Genomic DNA, 17511 nt, shown 5'->3' on the forward strand with positions numbered 1-17511 from the left:
ATTACCAAGTCCAATTAAGTGCAGCATCATCACTTGTTGGAGGCTCAAAATACGGTTGTGACATTTCCTCTTGCACAGCTCTTTTAAATTCTGGACTTTGTATGCTTATCTTTGTTACATGCTCTTGTAAGGCTTTCTCAGCAGCTATTTCAGCAGCTGTTGGACTTTTACCATCTGCTCCTGTCTCCCCTGTCTCTCCTTGTGGGCCTTGAGCTCCATCTTTACCATCTGCTCCTTTAGGACCAGTGGCTCCTGTCTCCCCTTTTAGCCCTTTACCTCCTAAGAACACCTTTGCTGTTTGATCATTTTTGTCACCATACGCTGTGTCAGTAGCATCAAGAAATCCTCCTAATTTTTCCACTAGAATTGATTTGTCGCCGTCTTTTGCAGGAAGTATAGCGTCCGCGAAAGCTTTTTTGTTTGCTGCCTCTGTAAGGTTGGAAGCATTGATTTTAGCAAAAGCAGTATCAGCAGCAGTTTTAGTGTAAACATCTGCAGTATTAGCTTTCTTTCCTAGCTCAGTATCGACGTAATTCTTGTCAGCTTTGTTAGCTAGAGCGGCTGTGTCAGCTTTTTTTGCCAACTCATCATCTACATTTTTTTTAGTGTAAACGTCTGCAGTGTTAGCTTTAGCTGCTAAATCAGCTGAATTAGCTTTCTTTCCTAGCTCAGTATCGACGTAATTCTTGTCAGTTTTGTCAGCTAGAGCGGCTGTGTCAGCTTTTTTTGCCAACTCATCATCTACATTTTTTTTAGTGTAAACATCTGCAGCATTAGCTTTAGCTGCTAAACTAGCTGAATTAGCTTTCTTTCCTAGCTCAGTATCGACGTAATTCTTGTCAGCTTTGTTAGCTAGAGCGGCTGTGTCAGCTTTTTTTGCCAACTCATCATCTACATTTTTTTTAGTGTAAACGTCTGCAGTGTTAGCTTTAGCTGCTAAATCAGCTGAATTAGCTTTCTTTCCTAGCTCAGTATCGACGTAATTCTTGTCAGTTTTGTCAGCTAGAGCGGCTGTGTCAGCTTTTTTTGCCAACTCATCATCTACATTTTTTTTAGTGTAAACATCTGCAGCATTAGCTTTAGCTGCTAAATTAGCTGAATTAGCTTTCTTTCCTAGCTCAGTATCGACGTAATTCTTGTCAGTTTTGTCAGCTAGAGCGGCTGTGTCAGCTTTTTTTGCCAACTCATCATCTACATTTTTTTTAGTGTAAACATCTGCAGCATTAGCTTTAGCTGCTAAATTAGCTGAATTAGCTTTCTTTCCTAGCTCAGTATCGACGTAATTCTTGTCAGCTTTGTTAGCTAGAGCGGCTGTGTCAGCTTTTTTTGCCAACTTATCATCTACACCTTTTTTAGTATATATACCAGTAGCACCAGCACCTGCTGCGAGCTTTCCTACTAAAGCATTTATAAAAACACTGTCGTCTATGAGCTCTTGTTCTGTCTTAGCATTCAATTGATCACTCAACGCCATATCACCCTCCATTAATTACAAAAACCATAGCATGCATGAAAATAGTATAATTTTCGTTAATGTTAGATTTTACATAAGATTTCCTTGAAACTTGTTGTTTCAGAATTCTTCTCTTGTCATTCAAGTCTTACTATTACCCACAAATATAAATGTTTGTTGCATAGCTCTTAATGGCATAACTTTTGCTTGAAATAACTGTTTATATGGTGCAATTTACAGCTTTTAGTTGCTAAAATTATAACTCTTAGTTTAATAATTTTAATCTAATAAGCTTTCAGGTTAATAAAATTAAATTATTTGAGTAAATACAATACTATGTTTTTATTTGTGGGTAATAGTAAGCATTCAAGTGTGTAGCAGATGATGTCATTCCAGTCTGGAATCCAGCCTTTATTATGCAGCCACTTATTTAAAGTTAAGTTTTCTGGATCCCAGTGGGCTTTGTTGCATCGCTAGCTATGATGGATTAAAGATAAAAAAGATAGGGAATATCAGTAGCTTATTATTCTGGTATTTATAACAAGAACGGTCAGTGAATACCTAAATTTGAGTAAAAGAAATTTCACTACCACTCACTAATCTGGCTAAAATTCAAGAATTTCAATGCTTTAGCTATTTTCAATAGAATTAAATTTATTAATATAAATAACAAATTACTATTCTTAAATTTGATCAGATTGATTGCAAAAAAACAAGATTTTCAATAGGTTGCTTATAATCCTAACTATAGTTAGCCTTTCATAAGTAGCGATGCAACAAAGCCATCCCAGTGTCTGGGCACTGGGATGACACCCTTACTATTACCCACAAATAAAAACATAGTATTGTATTTACTCAAATAATTTAATTTTATTAACCTGAAAGCTTATTAGATTAAAATTATTAAACTAAGAGTTATAATTTTAGCAACTAAAAGCTGTAAATTGCACCATATAAACAGTTATTTCAAGCAAAAGTTATGCCATTAAGAGCTATGCAACAAACATTTATATTTGTGGGTAATAGTAAGCACCGAAGGGGCTACTCGGATGACAAACCCTGTCATTCCAGGGCGTGACGCTGGTTTCCATCCAAGACGGCAGTGCTTGACACTGGAATGACAAGAAGAGGGCACTGCCCTCCTTGTATGTATTAGATATAGGCCGAGTTGTGGTCGTGATAAATGTGATCGCTTGCGCAATCGAACATTTTCACAAAACCATTCTCTAGATAAAGATTATATTCGTGATGTTGATCTGATAATACAATATTATCTTGCTCCCCTGAATTGAAATGACTTGAATCTGACAGCAATTCGTAATTTGGATTATCTATTTTACTAATGCTGCTTATTACTTTGCCATTACCACTTGATATAGCTAAACTATAACTATCACCATCCTTCATTATCTTGATGGACACCTTATCTTCAGGTAACACTATAAACGCGAATTCTGGACTAAGGAAGGAAGAAAGTATAGGAAATAGAAGGCTTTTTGGATTTGATGGAATAGGAAATGAGAGTAGAAAAGATATGAACCAAAAAATTAACAGGGGATCTATGGCGAGTGTGTTCAATTTCTAGTCTATTTTTTAGGTAACCAAAAACAGTCTCAATGATAGACCTTTTTCTCAGTAAAATCTTCTCATTTAGCGAAATTAATGCATTTTTCATACCTTTTTTCACCTTGGTAACAAGTTTCAAACCTCGGTCAAACAGCTTCTGAAAAAGCTCTTTTGCAATATAACCTTTGTCACCAAACAAAAGGCCGGTTAATTTTCCCGTCAGATTTGGCACAGGTATCCTATCATCAACATTGCCTTTTGTTAGCGTAAGTGCATGAATTTCACCATTTTCATTGATTACCATATGTAATTTGAAACCAAAAAACCAGCCGTAAGTACTCTTGCTTAATTTTGCAATTCCAGCAAAAACTTTGTTTTTGGATATTCTTTTTGCATGACAAACTGCAATGGGAGTTGTGTCTATATATGAAATTCCAGTGTTTTCTGACTGTCCACAAAGCCAATGCAACAACATTGCTAAATGCCACAAAACCCTAGGCTTTAGAGCAACAAACCTGGTATATGAAGGCAACTTTGGAAACTCTGATTTGTAGAGCAACGTTAGGTAATGTAGGTAGAAAGTTTTGAAATTTTTACACGGAGATTGTTGATATAGCAGGATTATTGTCATGATTTCGGAGTGCTCAATTTCCGTTATTCTTGTGGGTTTTTTACCATTTGGCAGTAGTTTACCTGCAAAATTTTTCTCTATATCTCTGCAAAAATCATCGACCAAACAAAACAGTTTTGTTATATCTTCCATGGGTAACCTCATCTATTTTTTTATAACTGCTGAGTTTACCCTGTTTTCTTGCCTTTTCTATTCTCCTTTAATCCAGAATTCGCGTTATAAGCTTCTTTGTGCCACTATCGTGGATTACGAATTTGCCTTTTTCAAAATAGTATTTGTCTTCCGGCAAAGCACCAACCTTATAATCTGATGTGTGCAGTTTGTTCCAAAAATCTAACACAGATTGCTTTTCTGCTCCTTCCGCTCTATCATACAAGGCTTTCACATCATTATAATTTATCGTTACATTTGCCTTATGCTTCCCTTCTGAGTCCTGCTCGTAGCTCTTTTCTATTTTGAGAATTGTGTCTTTTAATACTACCTGTTCTTGCTCTTTCTCCTCCACTGAAGCTGACCTTTTTGCCCTTGTTGGAATTTGTGGCTGATCAGACTGCATTTCACTATTGTCGTTTGATGCAGTTTTCTCTTCAGCAGCTTGTGCAACAACATTAGTAGTACTATGAACTTCTGTCTTAGTTTCACTTACTTGCCCTTTTGGACTTTCGGTTTGTTTCTCTTTTGTAAATATTCTCTGATAGTCCGTGTAGCCTCTATTAGTATCACCGATATCGCCACTGCCTTGATCAAAAGTTATTTTTTTACTTCCATTTCCCATATCTTCAATTTCAACTTGAGGAGAAACAGATGCTAGGAAATCGTTATAACTGTAGTTGTAGTCAGTAGAAAAGAATATTTTCCCTTTGAAATTGTGAAAGTTATTAGACAACATTCCAATTTCTTCATCACCATCAAACAATTTTACTTTAGTGAAATATGTTTGATCTTTTATTCTAACTATTTCACCGCTGGAGTTTCTTTGTATGTGATAATCATTTGGGTCGTACTTTATAGCAAAAAGTTTGCCAGAGCCATATTTCTCTAAGTTTATAAGGCCCACATTTACATGTTTATGGGAATAATCTCTCTTTTCATATTCATGTGCAAATATTGGATCTATGTATCTATATTCATCTGATATATTTGGCATACCTATTGGATGTTCATTTCCATCTTTCGTCACCGGAACAAGCTTATATGTTCCGTCTTTTTCCACTAATTTTAGATGAGTAATACTTTGTGGTAGTTGAAACCTTACATTTGCTCCATGGTCATGAATAAATAGATCACCTTTTTCGGTAATATAAAAGCCCATATTTTTGAATGTATGTAAATTTTCGCCTCCTTGTTTTACAACCGCTTCGTGTACATCGTCGTCTGTCCTATCTGTTCCCTTATTATCCAGTAGTTTTCCTTTTTCTACGATTACTCCATTTGCCTTTTGCTCATCAGAATATTGGGCATGCTCTGAATCCTGATGATTCAAAATTTTGGTACCTCTAAGGAGCAGAGAATCTAAATCTTTTTGGATGTGTCCAGTGCTAGGATGCAACAATTCATTTTCATGTAAATGCGCCTCATCAAAGTATTCATCACGTTCAACTGTTCTGCCATCTATTAGGGAAGCTTTATAATGACCGTTTTCTTTTGTAACTGCCATGTAAGCACCACCTTCGTATGAAACATTTAAGTTGTGTAATATATCCTCAAAAACGAAAGTTTCTTTAGTTTGGCCTTCAACTTGCTTAAAAAATCCTGATTCGCTCAATAATTCTCCAAGCTTTGTATTTCCGTCATATATAGACAGTGCGCCCATATCTCCTTGACCATGAGCTTGCATAGAAAAAATCTTACCTTCTTGTAGATCAATATGAGTACCTCTGATTAAGTTTGGATCGATATTGACCAGCCCATCTAATATTTTTGCTGCTTGGGAATTATTTTCAATCTTATCAACAGCTTTGTTTTTTAGTTGATCAAACTTTAAAAATGCTGGTCTGTATTTTGTATTTTCCTCATTACGTAACTCTTCAATAGTAATCTCTCCTTTATGATATTTTTGATACATTTCACCACGTTCTTTATTCAAATTATCAAATTCATCTACCTGATTCTTAATTTCTGTATCATATTTTGATAATATCCTTAAAGCCTGATTTTTATACTCTTGACTGTTTCGATATTCATTACCTTGTTGGTCAGAGTAAGTTAGTTTATCCTGTCCATCGGAAGTTTTTACTACCTTGAGGAAATGATATTCCTTTGATATATCAAGTGTATCATTTGTTGCCCTATTTATAGCACGAGCAACATCATAAAATGCAATGTGTTCTACAGGAGAAAAACTTCCAACGTTTTCTCCATCCATTTTTTCTATATTTGCTTTATAGTAGGATACGTTTTTAATTTCTCCACCCACTATTTCTTGACCAATTGCTATGAAATCTCCTTTTGTAACTTGCAAAGTGTTGAGATGTTCCATTGCAGTTTCTGTATCATTCTCAGCAAGCCAACTTTTGAAGTCAGTATCGTGTCCTTTTATGTCTTTCAAGAAACTTTTTGACTCATCTGAGTTACCTTGACGTAAAGCATCTAGGTAGTCTCTTAATAAACTAGGATCTTTTTCCTGTAAGTACATTATCAACGCATGACCTGTTTTATAAACCAAGCTATTTGCTTCGCTGTCCTTTGAGTATTCTAAACTTAAAATTTTATCTAAATCCAAATTTGCAGCTTCAGTTTTGTCGATACTTGATCCTTGAGAATTGAATTTATGATCTGAATGATGCTCAAAGTAGTCTGCAATTCCTTCCATTAATACTGTAGGTAAAGATTTGCCTCCTGTAGCCAAGTAAGTTAAACCATGTGCAAATTCATGCTGAAGGTTATGAACGCCACCTTGCTGGTAGACGTACATTTCAGCAAAAACGTCAGCTTTCCCTTTGTAGTAACATTTACCACCTTCGTCTCCAAGGTAAGAACCGAAACGCTCGCTTCCGCCAAGGTGAGTGTAATCATCCTTGTCATCAAACATGTAAATTTTAAATGTTTGTTCTGAACTGCCGCGTTCTAACTCGAATGCGTTTTTAAAATTAGTAGCTGTTTCTCTTATCTCACTTTCAATGTTAGCAACTTTACTTGCTCTTAAATTGTGAGAATAAACCTCTACTTTAATATTTAAATCTTCAACTTCTATAACATGTGGCGAATTAAACCCTTTGCCGTTATTGTTGAAATATTCTGCTTTAGTTATATTTTTATTTACTTGTTGACTAATTGTCATAATTTTAACCTCTAATTTGCTGATCTTTCAATATCAAGCATAAAGTAATTTCCCTAAAAAAAACGTAAATCCCTGTATTAATATAATTTATATCTTAATAAATAAAGTATAGATAGTTAACTTAATATGTAAAATTTAGAATATGGCTGAAATTCTATACAGCTATATTCCGGAATCACATTGGACAAGGACAAAAGCAAAGTGGTTTATTGACTTTCATTCCACCAAAGCACTATACTAAAACCACGATGGGTAATTAGCTCAGTTGGTAGAGCACTTGCTTGACGTGCAAGCGGTCGCTGGTTCGAACCCAGTGTTACCCACGTTTTTGTTTATGAAAAGATTTTATATGACAGCAGTGCATAACGGTAAACACTCAGCAGCGCAGTCCAAGCGCTTAATCTATTCCATAATAATAGTTGCGATAACAATGTTTATGGAAATAGTAGGTGGAATAATTTCACATTCGCTTGCTCTATTATCAGATGCAGGGCATATGCTCACTGACCTCTTTGCCTTGGTTTTAAGCTGGTTAGCACATAGGTTTTCAGCTAAGAAATCCGATTTGCAGAGATCATACGGATATCATCGGTTGCAGATAATTGCAGCATTTGTTAATGGTTTAACTCTATTCCTCATTGCAGTAATCATTATAATTGAGTCAATAAAGAGGTTTATTTTTCCAGTCAATGTTGAGTGGAAAGTAATGTTAGTAATTGCTACACTTGGCCTGATCTCTAATATCATAGTCTTTTTTATATTGCATAGTAAATGCGAGAGCAATATAAACATAAAAAGTGCTGTACTACACGTTATAGGAGATATTTTAGGTTCTGTAGCTGCTATACTTGCATCCATAATTATCATGTTTACTGGATGGCAAATGGTGGATCCGATTTTATCGGTATTTGTCAGTGTAATCATTTTGAATAGTGGCTACAAAATTCTAAAGAATTCTTGCCACATACTTCTTGAAGGTACACCTGAAGGGATATCTACTGAGGAAATAAAAAGTAAGATCACATCAGAATTACCTGAAGTGATAGATGTGCACCACATACATGCATGGTCACTGTCTGATAATTATTTTATAATTACCATGCATGCCAAAGTAAAGCAAGATGCACAACACACTGATATTTTGTATGAGATAAAAAAAATACTACTAAATAGGTTCGAGATAGCACACTCTACAGTCGAGATCGAATACGATGAGTGTGCGGATAATAAAATACTTAAACATTGACGTTTTAAATTATTATGCTATTACTAGAGTGTAATGATGTCAAAGGTAGGCTATGATAGGCATTTCTCAAATACAATTTCCTTCAAAGGAATCTAGCAAGCTAAAGTTTGTTAGTTATTTTGCAACTTTTGTTTCTTTAAGCATTATCACTAATCCCGTTAATGTTCTTTTTTCTCTTGGTACTATATTCTTCAGGTCTGAAATTAAAACTCTTTATATCTACAAAGAAATAAAAACGGCAAAACAGCAAAAAATGAGCAAAAGGGAATATTGGGAAATATTTTTTAAGAACAATACAATCAAGGTAGCAGCCTTCCTCTTGTTTTCTGCTTTCATAACATATCTAACTTTCACTACCACTTTCTTGCTTATTTCGTTACTGGGAACTATACCACTTGCAATGCTATTAATTTTATTGCAGAGTGAACTAAGGCCAAAAGATTTTAACCCATTTACGCTGCTTAAAGCTTCTATAAATTTCTTTTTGGAAGGTATAAAAGAGAATTTACGTGGTATGGTTAATAGTTTTGATGTTAAGCTCGAGCATTTGCTTCCTCATAAGTTAAATGATGATATCATTAAAAATATTGATAAATTAAAAGATAAGTATGGTGAAGAAGTATCCAAAGACGTTATTAATGATAGGGAATTCAAGCAATTTATTGAATATATAAATGATTTATATGAACTTAATTATCGTCAATTTAGTGATGAAGATAAAGGAAGAGTAATTGCATTTTTAAATGACTTTTGCAAAGATGATCAAAAGCATAGCTCCGGCTTTACAGGTGGACGGATTTTACTTTTAGTTCTGAAAGCCTGCAATGATGGAGACAGAGAAGCTGTAAAAAATAAAAAAGACGCGTTAATTACAAATTTGCTTGATAGCCAAACTTTCTCTAGAAAAGAGCGAATTCCTAACACTTGCTTCACCGGTATTATCTATAGAATGTTAAGCACGCTAGAGGGTATTCATCCTGATCCAGAAATTAGATTTACTCCTCCAAGGCAAATATTACTTTCAGAAGCACAAAATGAAGCACGTAAGTTCATGTTAGACAGGTTAAAAAACAAGAAAAACAATAAAGAAATTTTTAAGGCTTGGTATGACGTTCAAAATGGTTATGAAGACGATGAAAGTCAAAAAATAGTTGATGATTTTATTTCAGAAGTAAGTATTCCTTTAATGAGAAAATTATTGAGTATTACTTCTCAATATAGTGAACAAATTGTGCTGACGTTAATGAAAAATATTAGCTCTATAAAGTTAAATAAATTACAATGTTGTGAGCTGGTTCAGCACATGAGAAATAAACTGCAGGAGCATGGTTTAGGTGACCAAGAAAGTTTACTCGAAAACATCGGAAAAAAAGTATTCTTAGAGCTATTAAATCGAGATCTACTCGAGACAGATTTTTCTCTCAAGGATTCATCTTTGGATGGAGCTAAAAGAATAGCTAACAAAATAATAATAGGAGAAGTTGAGAAATTTAGGTCAGAAGCTGCTGAAAAGGCTAGGGAAGTTAACTCTATAGAAGTTCAAGTGGATGTTACATTGCGGGGTCTGTCAACCTTGCCGCGAGAAAAGAAGTGTTGCATTGCATATAGCAGACTAAGTGGCCAGTATGAAGGTGATGAGAGAGAGATAATGGAGAACATCTTACTAAAAAAATTAGAGATAACGAAAAAAGAAATGAATAAGATGCTAGAAGAGAATGATATACGTAAACTAAAATTAGCACTTGATGATGCATGTAAGAAAAGTGGAAAAAACATGGAAGAAATGATAAAAGAAGTAGAAGAAGTAGTCTCAAGTCGTTTCTCGCATGAAGTATCTGTTAGTAATATAGCAACAGAGTCAGCACACTTATAAAAATTTATTTTCCTTACCTTGCAGAAGATTCACAATATTTCTGTGGTGTTTTAGGAAGACCAGTGCTCCTATAATTAGTAATGTTAAGAACAAATTCCTCTGAAAAAAAAAGGACCATGCTACAGCCGTTGAAGTAGCACTGAGTGAAGCAAGGGAAGAGTATCTAAAGGCAAGAAAGACTATTATCCAAATTATTACGAATACTAAAGTAATATCAATGTTAAATGCTATCAGTATCCCTAGAGTGGTTGCAACGCCCTTTCCTCCACTGAATTTTAGCCAAATAGGAAACATGTGTCCTAAAACTGCTAAAATTGCAGATACATATACATAAAAATCGTTATTATCACAAAATTGTTGTGCTATATAAACGGCAATAAATCCCTTAAAGGAATCCAGAAATAATGCCAAAGCAGCAAGAAATTTATTTCCCGTCCTTGCAACGTTTGTAGCACCAATGTTTCCTGAACCTACTTCTCTTAAGTTTATCCCTTTTATTCTTGTAATAATTAAGCTAAACGGTATTGAACCGAGTATGTAGGATAGTGTAAGGACTATAACTAACACAGGTAAAATTTACTGATTAATAATCGCAAAATTTCGTCATCCCGCTGCTTGTTAGCGGGATCTATGCTGAGATACCGCGAATAAATCGCGGTATGACGTAGGGAAATCTTACTTATTATAGCTATACCTCTCCGCATATGCCAAAATTTAATTGATTTTATTATTCCTCAGCCTTTTTAGGTAGCACTGAACTTCCTCGTTAATCTGATTACTAAACAGTATAAGCGCTGTCATGTTGATAAGAGCTAAACAAGAGAATAAAGTTCCGCCAATATTAGCAATAGCCATTATGTCTTTAGAAAGGCCAGAGAAAAACGCCACAATTATTACCGCTATGCGATATATCACTATACTTTTTGCACCAAACAAATATAACCACCCCATTTCACAACAATATACAAATGAAATTACCGAAGAAAATGCAAACAAAGGTGCAGCTATGGTTAAAAGTATAGGAAACCATGGAGAAACTGTCTCAAATGCCTTTTGAGTAATTAATATCCCTTCACCAACACTAGTCTGGTATGCACCTGTTATTACTATTGTTATTCCTGTTAAACAGCAAATTAACATTGTGTCAAAGCATGGTTCTATCATAGCAACAAGCCCAGTTCTTACTGGTTCTTCATCTTTAGTTGTTGCATGAGTAATTGAAGCAGAACCAACACCCGCTTCGCTGGCAAAGATTGCCCTTTGAATTCCAGCAACAAATGCTCCTACCATCCCTCCACCAACAGCATTGAAATCTATCATAGTGGAAAATAATATTTTTAACGTATAACCAAGGTTATGAATATTAAATGCAATAATAATAATACAACTAAAGATATATATAAGTGACATAATAGGCACTAGTGCAGAAGATACTCTAGCTATCCTTTTAATTCCGCCAATAATCACTAGAGCAAGCAGCGCAGAGATTATGGAAGAAAGAAACCAAGAGTGACCATCTACCCAACTTGAATAGCCAGATAATATTGAAACCATTTGATTGGTTTGAAACGCTACACTTCCACCAAGACCTGATAATACAAAGAATACTGCATACATGGCAGCCAGCACAATACCAAGTTTTTTAAATCCAAATTCCTCCAGACCATTCCTTATATACTGAAAGGGACCACTAAACAATTGGTCCTGATCTTCTGTTCTATGTCTAAACGCCAACGTTACCTCAGCAAATTTTGCTGACATACCAAAAAAACCTGTAATCATCATCCAAGGCACCGCTCCTGGCCCTCCCATTGAAACTGCAATTGCGACTCCAGCAACAGTTCCAAGACCTACTGTGCTTGAAAGTGCAGTCATAAATGCCTGAAAATGCGTAATATGACCATCATGGTGATTCGTGTCATATTTTCCACATAAAATAGCAAATGCATGCTTAAACATTCTTATGTTGAGAAATCCAAACCGTAATGTTAGAAACACATAACCAAAAACTAGTAGAAGGATTATAAATGGCACGTAAAGGATCTTGAAAAACAGTACTTCATTCATGAAATTATTTATTCCGTTCAACACAGCGTCATAACTTTCGTAAAAACCTGAAGCAGCGTACACATCATTAAACAATAGGCAAAATAACACCATACAAAGCAATCTATAAATCATGTTAATACCCTTTAGAATTGTAATAAGAATCTATTGTATTCAAAACTTCCCTTCTTAGTAGATATATTGCAACAGCATTTGGAATCATAAGGCACATAAACAAACTGTCACCTAGATAAGATATAAATTCTATATTCTTTGACATACAGCTGATATACACTGAAACCACTATAAGAATTTGGAACGGTATCAGTATTTTTTTACTACCAAATAAATACAGCAAAGCAACTTCACAGTAGTAACAATAAGCTATTATTGTGGAAAATGCAAAGGAAAACATCATTAGCGGAAAAACTAACTTGCTGAACAAGGGCAAAGCTGTTGAAAATATCGAACTAATTAGTGTAATATCACCCACGTTATCAGTGCTATGCATACCAGTGATAATTATCACAATACCAGTCAAAAATGAGATTAATATTGTGTCTATAAGTGGTGCAATCATTGCAACGCACCCAACTTTAATTGGATCTTCTTCTTTTACAGCTGAATGTGCTATAGCTGCTGTTCCGGTACCTGCTTCGTTAGCAAACACTGATCTTCTCACTCCGGCTATTAATCCGCTCAATACTCCGCTTCCTATAGCTGATTTATTGAAGATATCTTGGAATATTATGGATAGAGCATTCAGCAAATTACTTCCGTTTACATAAATTAAATATATACACATACCCACATATAGCACTATCATAATTGGTGCTAAGCTCGTTGAAACGAAAGCAATGCGCTTTATTCCTCCCAATATTACAATAAAGACAAGCAGGGATATAATAATGGATGCGTTGTATTCTAGGAGGTTATTTGATAGTGCTGCTATTTGATTTGCTTGAAATGGTATACCGCCCAAAATCATTGCAATAAGTAGCATAATCGCATAAGTGAAGGCAAGAAATCTACCAGTTTTTGCAAATCCAATTTTTGCAAGCCCGTACTTCATGTAATAAAAAGCCCCGCCAGTTGTATTTTCAGAGCGATAAGTAAATGCAAGCACCACCTCGGCAAACTTTATCGACATACCAAGTATTCCGGTAATTACCATCCAAAAAACTGCACTTGGGCCCCCTATTGTGATAGCTATTGCAACTCCTGATATTGTTCCAAGACCAACTGTTCCTGAAATTACTGTTGCAAACGCTTGAATATGAGTGATTATGCCATTGTTGCTGTTATTACACTTTAGATTGAATAGCGTCTGTATTCCATATTTAAGTAACCTAAAGTTAATGAATTTGAACTGGGCAGTACAAAAGATTCCAGTTGCAATTACCCAAATAATTATAAATGGAATGTTGAATATCTTTATATACAGAAATGAATTTAATAGTTCACTTATCTTCAAAATCATGCAGTTTTCTATTTTTTGTTAGCTAACGAGTTTTATATGTAAAATATATGTAAAACCCGATGCTTATTGGAATAGTAAGTGTATACACTATACCTAAAATTGGTAGAGTCATCCAGGGCTTACTGATGAAAAATACAATAAGTACTCCAAAAAATGACACAAATATATAGGATAGGCTTTTGGGAATATAAATATATTTTGCAGAGAAAGTTGGAATGTGACTTATCGAAAAAAATGAAATGGCCAGAAAGTAACAAGCTACGTTTCTTGTGTTAAAAAATCGCTCTATGAGAAGTAAGTATTCACTCTCATGAGATTGAAAGGTAATAATTATTGGTAACAAAGAAAGTAAAGCACACACTGGAGCTGGAACACCAGAAAAGAAAAATTTTTCCCAGTATGGTTGTTCTGAGTGTAGCGAAACATTAAATCTTGCAAGTCTTATTGATATGCAGATTACGTATATCATTACTAAAATCCAACCTATGACTTTGATTTCGTTTAGCTTCCAAAAATACAAAAGAAATGCAGGCGCTGCACCAAAATTTAGAAAATCTGCAAAAGAATCAAGCTGGGCTCCAAAATCGCTAGTTGATTTTAGAATTCTAGCTATTCTGCCATCCATTCCATCTATTATTGCTGCAATGATGATAAAAATTACTGAGAATTCCCATTGTTCATTAAATGTAAATTTAAGTGAAGTGAGACCAGAACATAAACCCAATAAAGTTATAAAGTTTGGGAATAATTTAGTAATAGGTAAGAATCTACTGTTACTTCCATCGTTATTCATATAACGTCAAAAGTAAGCTTCTCTTGAACGTTTTCCTTATTTAAGTTTGCTATAATTGTTTCACCACCAATAACAGTTTGCCCTTCTGAAACTCTGACTTCTGTATCAGCAGGAACATAGATATTCACTCTACTGCCAAACCTTATAATTCCAAACCTTTCACCTGCTTTTACGTTCTGGGATATTCCTAAATTACAAACGATACGACGTGCAATTAATCCAGCTATTTGCTCCACAATAATTTCTTTCCCCTTTTCGTATTCAATTACAATAACCTGCTTTTCATTTTCATTACTAGACCTATTGCTCATTGCGGATACAAACTTGCCTTTTTTATAACTCATTTCCTTTATCGTACCAGATATTGGTATACGGTTCACATGGACGTTCAAAACACTTAAAAATATGCTAACAAGCGTAAACTTCTTCTCCTCTCCGTTTTCTGCTGATAAAGGATAATTAACTTCTTCAATTTTTGAAATCACACCATCAGCAGGACTTAATATAAGATTCTTATTGTTTGGCACAGCTCTTGCTGGATCACGAAAGAAATAAGTACACAATAATGTCGGAAACAAGCACGTAACGCCAAACCCCCAAGATATAGAGAATGCTATACACGTTACTATAAAGGAAACTACTATAAATGAATAACCTTCCCTGTTTATATTAGGTAAACCAAAACACATAATCTTATTAACAATAACCTATTGTTAACAATTTATCATTTATAATTTCTCATGAAAAGCTTTTTTTAACTGCTTCAGCAAAGTCTTTTTGATACAAGGTAACATTACAGATTGTTATATTAGCACATAGAATTACCGTCATACTGTAACAACCCGTCCAACACAAAATCTAATGCCTAAGTTTAGATCAGAAAACTGATTCTTCTAAAAGTTGCTCACTATCCTCGTCTATTATGATAGAATTATCATGATTTCTGAGTAAATCTCTGATTTTCGTTTCTATTTCATTTGCGACTTCTTTGTTTGTTTTTAGGTAAGTTTTTACATTCTCTCTTCCTTGCCCAAGACGTGTGTTGTTATATGAATAGTAAGCGCCTGCTTTTTCAAGCACACCAAGCTTTGCTCCCATATCTATTATTTCTCCGAGTTTTGATATACCTTCATTGTACATTATATCAAATTTCGCTTCTCTAAATGGAGGAGCAACTTTATTTTTTACAACTTTAACTCTTGTTTCATTACCTGTAATATTTTCTTTGTCTTTTATTACACCAACTTTTCTTATATCAAGCCTTACAGAAGTATAGAATTTTAATGCATTTCCACCCGTGGTAGTTTCAGGATTTCCATACACTACTCCTATTTTCATACGAATTTGATTAATAAATATCAATATACAGTTCGCTTTTGAAACGGCAGAGGTTAGTTTCCGTAGCCCATGACTTAGAAGCCTTGCTTGCAGCCCCATATGTTGATCACCCATATCACCTTCAATTTCAGCTCTTGGAGTTAATGCTGCGACAGAGTCAATAACTATCACATCAACCGCACCAGAACACACTAAATACTCAACAATATGCAACGCCTGCTCTCCAGTGTCTGGTTGTGAAATCACTAAATCATCAGTGCTTACCCCAAGTTTACGAGCATATAAGACATCCAATGCATGTTCTGCATCGATAAATGCGCATGATCCTCCTTTTTTTTGTGCTTCAGCAATCACGTGCAAGGCAAGAGTGGTTTTACCAGAACTCTCGGGGCCAAATATTTCAATTATACGCCCTTTTGGCAGACCTCCAACACCTAGAGCCGAATCAAGCGCAATTGATCCTGTGGATATTGTGTCTATTTTTTCTACAGGGTTTTGCTTCAACTTCATTATTGCACCTTTACCGAATGCTTTTTCAATCTGGCTTATTGCGTTATCTAGCGCTTTTTGTTTATCACTATTTCTTTCTTCTGGGTTACTTGCCATAGATCATTTATTAATTTATATAATTCTCTATGATAATCAAACGCGAATAACCTGCCAAGGTTTTTCTAGTATTTATGTATTATTTCAATGAAAAATATTAACGTTTTCATAAAGCAGATATTTGTTTGCCTTCGTTAGTAACACACTATGCTTTAGTGTACGAACGTTGCAATTTGCAGCATAGCAGGTGGTGTCATCCAAGTAGCCAACACTGAAATGACTAAATTCGAAATGGCTACATGAATTTATTGTAAATTACTACCGTATAAGGCGCGATGCAACAAAGCCATTCCAGTGTCAGCTACTTGAATGATACCTCTTAGATGGGTCAGCTACTCAGATCTGCCATGAAAACTGCAACCCTAAATGCTTACTATTACCCACAAATATAAATGTTTGTTGCATAGCTCTTAATGGCATAACTTTTGCTTGAAATAACTGTTTATATGGTGCAATTTACAGCTTTTAGTTGCTAAAATTATAACTCTTAGTTTAATAATTTTAATCTAATAAGCTTTCAGGTTAATAAAATTAAATTATTTGAGTAAATACAATACTATGTTTTTATTTGTGGGTAATAGTAAGCCCTAAATGTTGGAGCACTGTCGTACACTAAGCGCTGTAATGACAATTTTAGTCGCTTCATACACTTATCATGCTAGTCATAACAGAAATAATTTTTACCAAAGATATTTATGAAATAATTGACATAGTTTGGAAATATGTATATTATAGAACATTAATAGTTAGTTAATTTGTAGGTGTAATGTGGCTAGAAATGTTTTGAATGAAAATGAGTACCACGCTTTAAAGCAGTTGTTTTTAACATTTAATATTCAAAAGGAGGATGTGGTAAATTCTGACATTAAGAATATTAAGAAAAAGCTTAGTCAACAATACCGTAAATTATCGTTAAAATATCACTCAGATAAAAACCCAAACAATAAAGAAGCGGAGGAGAAATTTAAGGTTATTGCATTAAATAAGCCATTTTTTGAAGAATTTATAATAGAGCCATTGGAGAAAGGTCTCAATAAAAGAAATAATTTAATAAAAGAATTACGCGGTAAGTTGTGGAGTCGCAGTTATGAAGAATTGCAAAAATACTTAGATGATAAGTGCAGAAATAAACTCTATAATAAGCAGCAGTCAATTAACAATAATGTAACTGCTTATGTAAAATATTCTTCTTATTCAAA

The 17511-nt window shown here is 34.5% G+C and carries 12 protein-coding genes, 1 tRNA gene and 1 pseudogene; 4 read left to right on the plus strand and 10 right to left on the minus strand.

The window, feature by feature from the left end; translation table 11 throughout:
- Nucleotide 1: 1 nt before the first annotated feature.
- The 4 genes from NL281_RS02685 to NL281_RS02700 all read right to left on the minus strand — a co-directional run bounded on the left by NL281_RS02685 (nucleotide 2) and on the right by NL281_RS02700 (nucleotide 6930).
- The gene (locus NL281_RS02685; protein ID WP_253303763.1) at nucleotides 2-1474 is read right to left on the minus strand and encodes a collagen-like triple helix repeat-containing protein; all 1473 of its coding nucleotides are present in this window, start codon (nucleotides 1472-1474) and stop codon (nucleotides 2-4) included.
- 1131 nt (nucleotides 1475-2605) lie between these two features.
- Nucleotides 2606-2860 (minus strand): hypothetical protein, encoded by a 255-nt coding sequence (locus tag NL281_RS02690; protein ID WP_253303569.1) that lies wholly within the window; start codon nucleotides 2858-2860, stop codon nucleotides 2606-2608.
- 52 nt (nucleotides 2861-2912) lie between these two features.
- The gene (locus NL281_RS02695) at nucleotides 2913-3782 is read right to left on the minus strand and encodes an IS982 family transposase (RefSeq protein WP_253303228.1); all 870 of its coding nucleotides are present in this window, start codon (nucleotides 3780-3782) and stop codon (nucleotides 2913-2915) included.
- Between the two features lie 67 nt (nucleotides 3783-3849).
- A complete protein-coding gene (locus NL281_RS02700) occupies nucleotides 3850-6930 on the minus strand; it encodes a peptidase M2 (protein ID WP_253303570.1) in 3081 nt (1026 codons plus the stop codon).
- A 250-nt stretch (nucleotides 6931-7180) separates the two neighbouring features.
- Here NL281_RS02700 and NL281_RS02705 point away from each other — a divergent pair.
- From NL281_RS02705 to NL281_RS02715, 3 genes are all read left to right on the plus strand, one after another.
- A tRNA-Val gene (locus NL281_RS02705) sits at nucleotides 7181-7253 on the plus strand.
- 26 nt (nucleotides 7254-7279) lie between these two features.
- Complete coding sequence (locus NL281_RS02710) at nucleotides 7280-8176, plus strand: cation diffusion facilitator family transporter (protein ID WP_077188352.1); 897 nt, start codon at nucleotides 7280-7282, stop codon at nucleotides 8174-8176.
- A gap of 52 nt (nucleotides 8177-8228) precedes the next feature.
- On the plus strand, nucleotides 8229-10049 hold the full coding sequence (locus NL281_RS02715) for a hypothetical protein (protein ID WP_370274019.1): 1821 nt from the start codon (nucleotides 8229-8231) through the stop codon (nucleotides 10047-10049).
- Here NL281_RS02715 and plsY read toward each other — a convergent pair.
- The 6 genes from plsY to recA form a co-directional block, all read right to left on the minus strand.
- A complete protein-coding gene (plsY, locus tag NL281_RS02720) occupies nucleotides 10044-10616 on the minus strand; it encodes a glycerol-3-phosphate 1-O-acyltransferase PlsY (protein ID WP_253303573.1) in 573 nt (190 codons plus the stop codon). The genes NL281_RS02715 and plsY overlap by 6 nt on opposite strands.
- Before the next feature lie 147 nt (nucleotides 10617-10763).
- Nucleotides 10764-12230, minus strand: a complete 1467-nt coding sequence (locus NL281_RS02725; RefSeq protein ID WP_077188354.1) for an alanine/glycine:cation symporter family protein — start codon at nucleotides 12228-12230, stop codon at nucleotides 10764-10766.
- 1 nt (nucleotide 12231) lies between these two features.
- On the minus strand, nucleotides 12232-13575 hold the full coding sequence (locus NL281_RS02730) for an alanine/glycine:cation symporter family protein (RefSeq protein WP_038199325.1): 1344 nt from the start codon (nucleotides 13573-13575) through the stop codon (nucleotides 12232-12234).
- A 22-nt stretch (nucleotides 13576-13597) separates the two neighbouring features.
- Complete coding sequence (locus NL281_RS02735; protein WP_015589351.1) at nucleotides 13598-14368, minus strand: CDP-alcohol phosphatidyltransferase family protein; 771 nt, start codon at nucleotides 14366-14368, stop codon at nucleotides 13598-13600.
- A complete protein-coding gene (locus tag NL281_RS02740; protein WP_007548750.1) occupies nucleotides 14365-15057 on the minus strand; it encodes a phosphatidylserine decarboxylase in 693 nt (230 codons plus the stop codon). Before NL281_RS02740 ends, NL281_RS02735 begins: the two co-directional genes overlap by 4 nt.
- 187 nt (nucleotides 15058-15244) lie before the next feature.
- A complete protein-coding gene (gene recA / locus NL281_RS02745) occupies nucleotides 15245-16312 on the minus strand; it encodes a recombinase RecA (RefSeq protein WP_010963008.1) in 1068 nt (355 codons plus the stop codon).
- A gap of 849 nt (nucleotides 16313-17161) precedes the next feature.
- Between recA and NL281_RS08665 the strand changes: the two are divergent.
- Nucleotides 17162-17290 (plus strand): annotated as a pseudogene (locus tag NL281_RS08665) (DnaJ domain-containing protein); the annotation flags it as partial.
- Between the last annotated feature and the right edge of the window lie 221 nt (nucleotides 17291-17511).

The sequence above is a fragment of the Wolbachia endosymbiont of Phyllotreta cruciferae genome (genome assembly GCF_918697765.1).
Lineage (GTDB): Bacteria > Pseudomonadota > Alphaproteobacteria > Rickettsiales > Anaplasmataceae > Wolbachia > Wolbachia pipientis.

Excerpts from the sequence above, each read along its gene's own strand:
- NL281_RS02740 (WP_007548750.1), bottom strand. The coding sequence starts at position 15,057 with ATGTGTTTTGGTTTACCTAATATAAACAGGGAAGGTTATTCATTTATA.
- NL281_RS02685 (WP_253303763.1), bottom strand. The coding sequence starts at position 1,474 with ATGGCGTTGAGTGATCAATTGAATGCTAAGACAGAACAAGAGCTCATA.
- recA (WP_010963008.1), bottom strand. The coding sequence starts at position 16,312 with ATGGCAAGTAACCCAGAAGAAAGAAATAGTGATAAACAAAAAGCGCTA.
- NL281_RS02700 (WP_253303570.1), bottom strand. The coding sequence starts at position 6,930 with ATGACAATTAGTCAACAAGTAAATAAAAATATAACTAAAGCAGAATAT.
- NL281_RS02715 (WP_370274019.1), top strand. The coding sequence starts at position 8,229 with ATGATAGGCATTTCTCAAATACAATTTCCTTCAAAGGAATCTAGCAAG.
- NL281_RS02710 (WP_077188352.1), top strand. The coding sequence starts at position 7,280 with ATGACAGCAGTGCATAACGGTAAACACTCAGCAGCGCAGTCCAAGCGC.
- NL281_RS02725 (WP_077188354.1), bottom strand. The coding sequence starts at position 12,230 with ATGATTTATAGATTGCTTTGTATGGTGTTATTTTGCCTATTGTTTAAT.
- NL281_RS02730 (WP_038199325.1), bottom strand. The coding sequence starts at position 13,575 with ATGATTTTGAAGATAAGTGAACTATTAAATTCATTTCTGTATATAAAG.
- NL281_RS02695 (WP_253303228.1), bottom strand. The coding sequence starts at position 3,782 with ATGGAAGATATAACAAAACTGTTTTGTTTGGTCGATGATTTTTGCAGA.
- NL281_RS02735 (WP_015589351.1), bottom strand. The coding sequence starts at position 14,368 with ATGAATAACGATGGAAGTAACAGTAGATTCTTACCTATTACTAAATTA.
- NL281_RS02690 (WP_253303569.1), bottom strand. The coding sequence starts at position 2,860 with ATGAAGGATGGTGATAGTTATAGTTTAGCTATATCAAGTGGTAATGGC.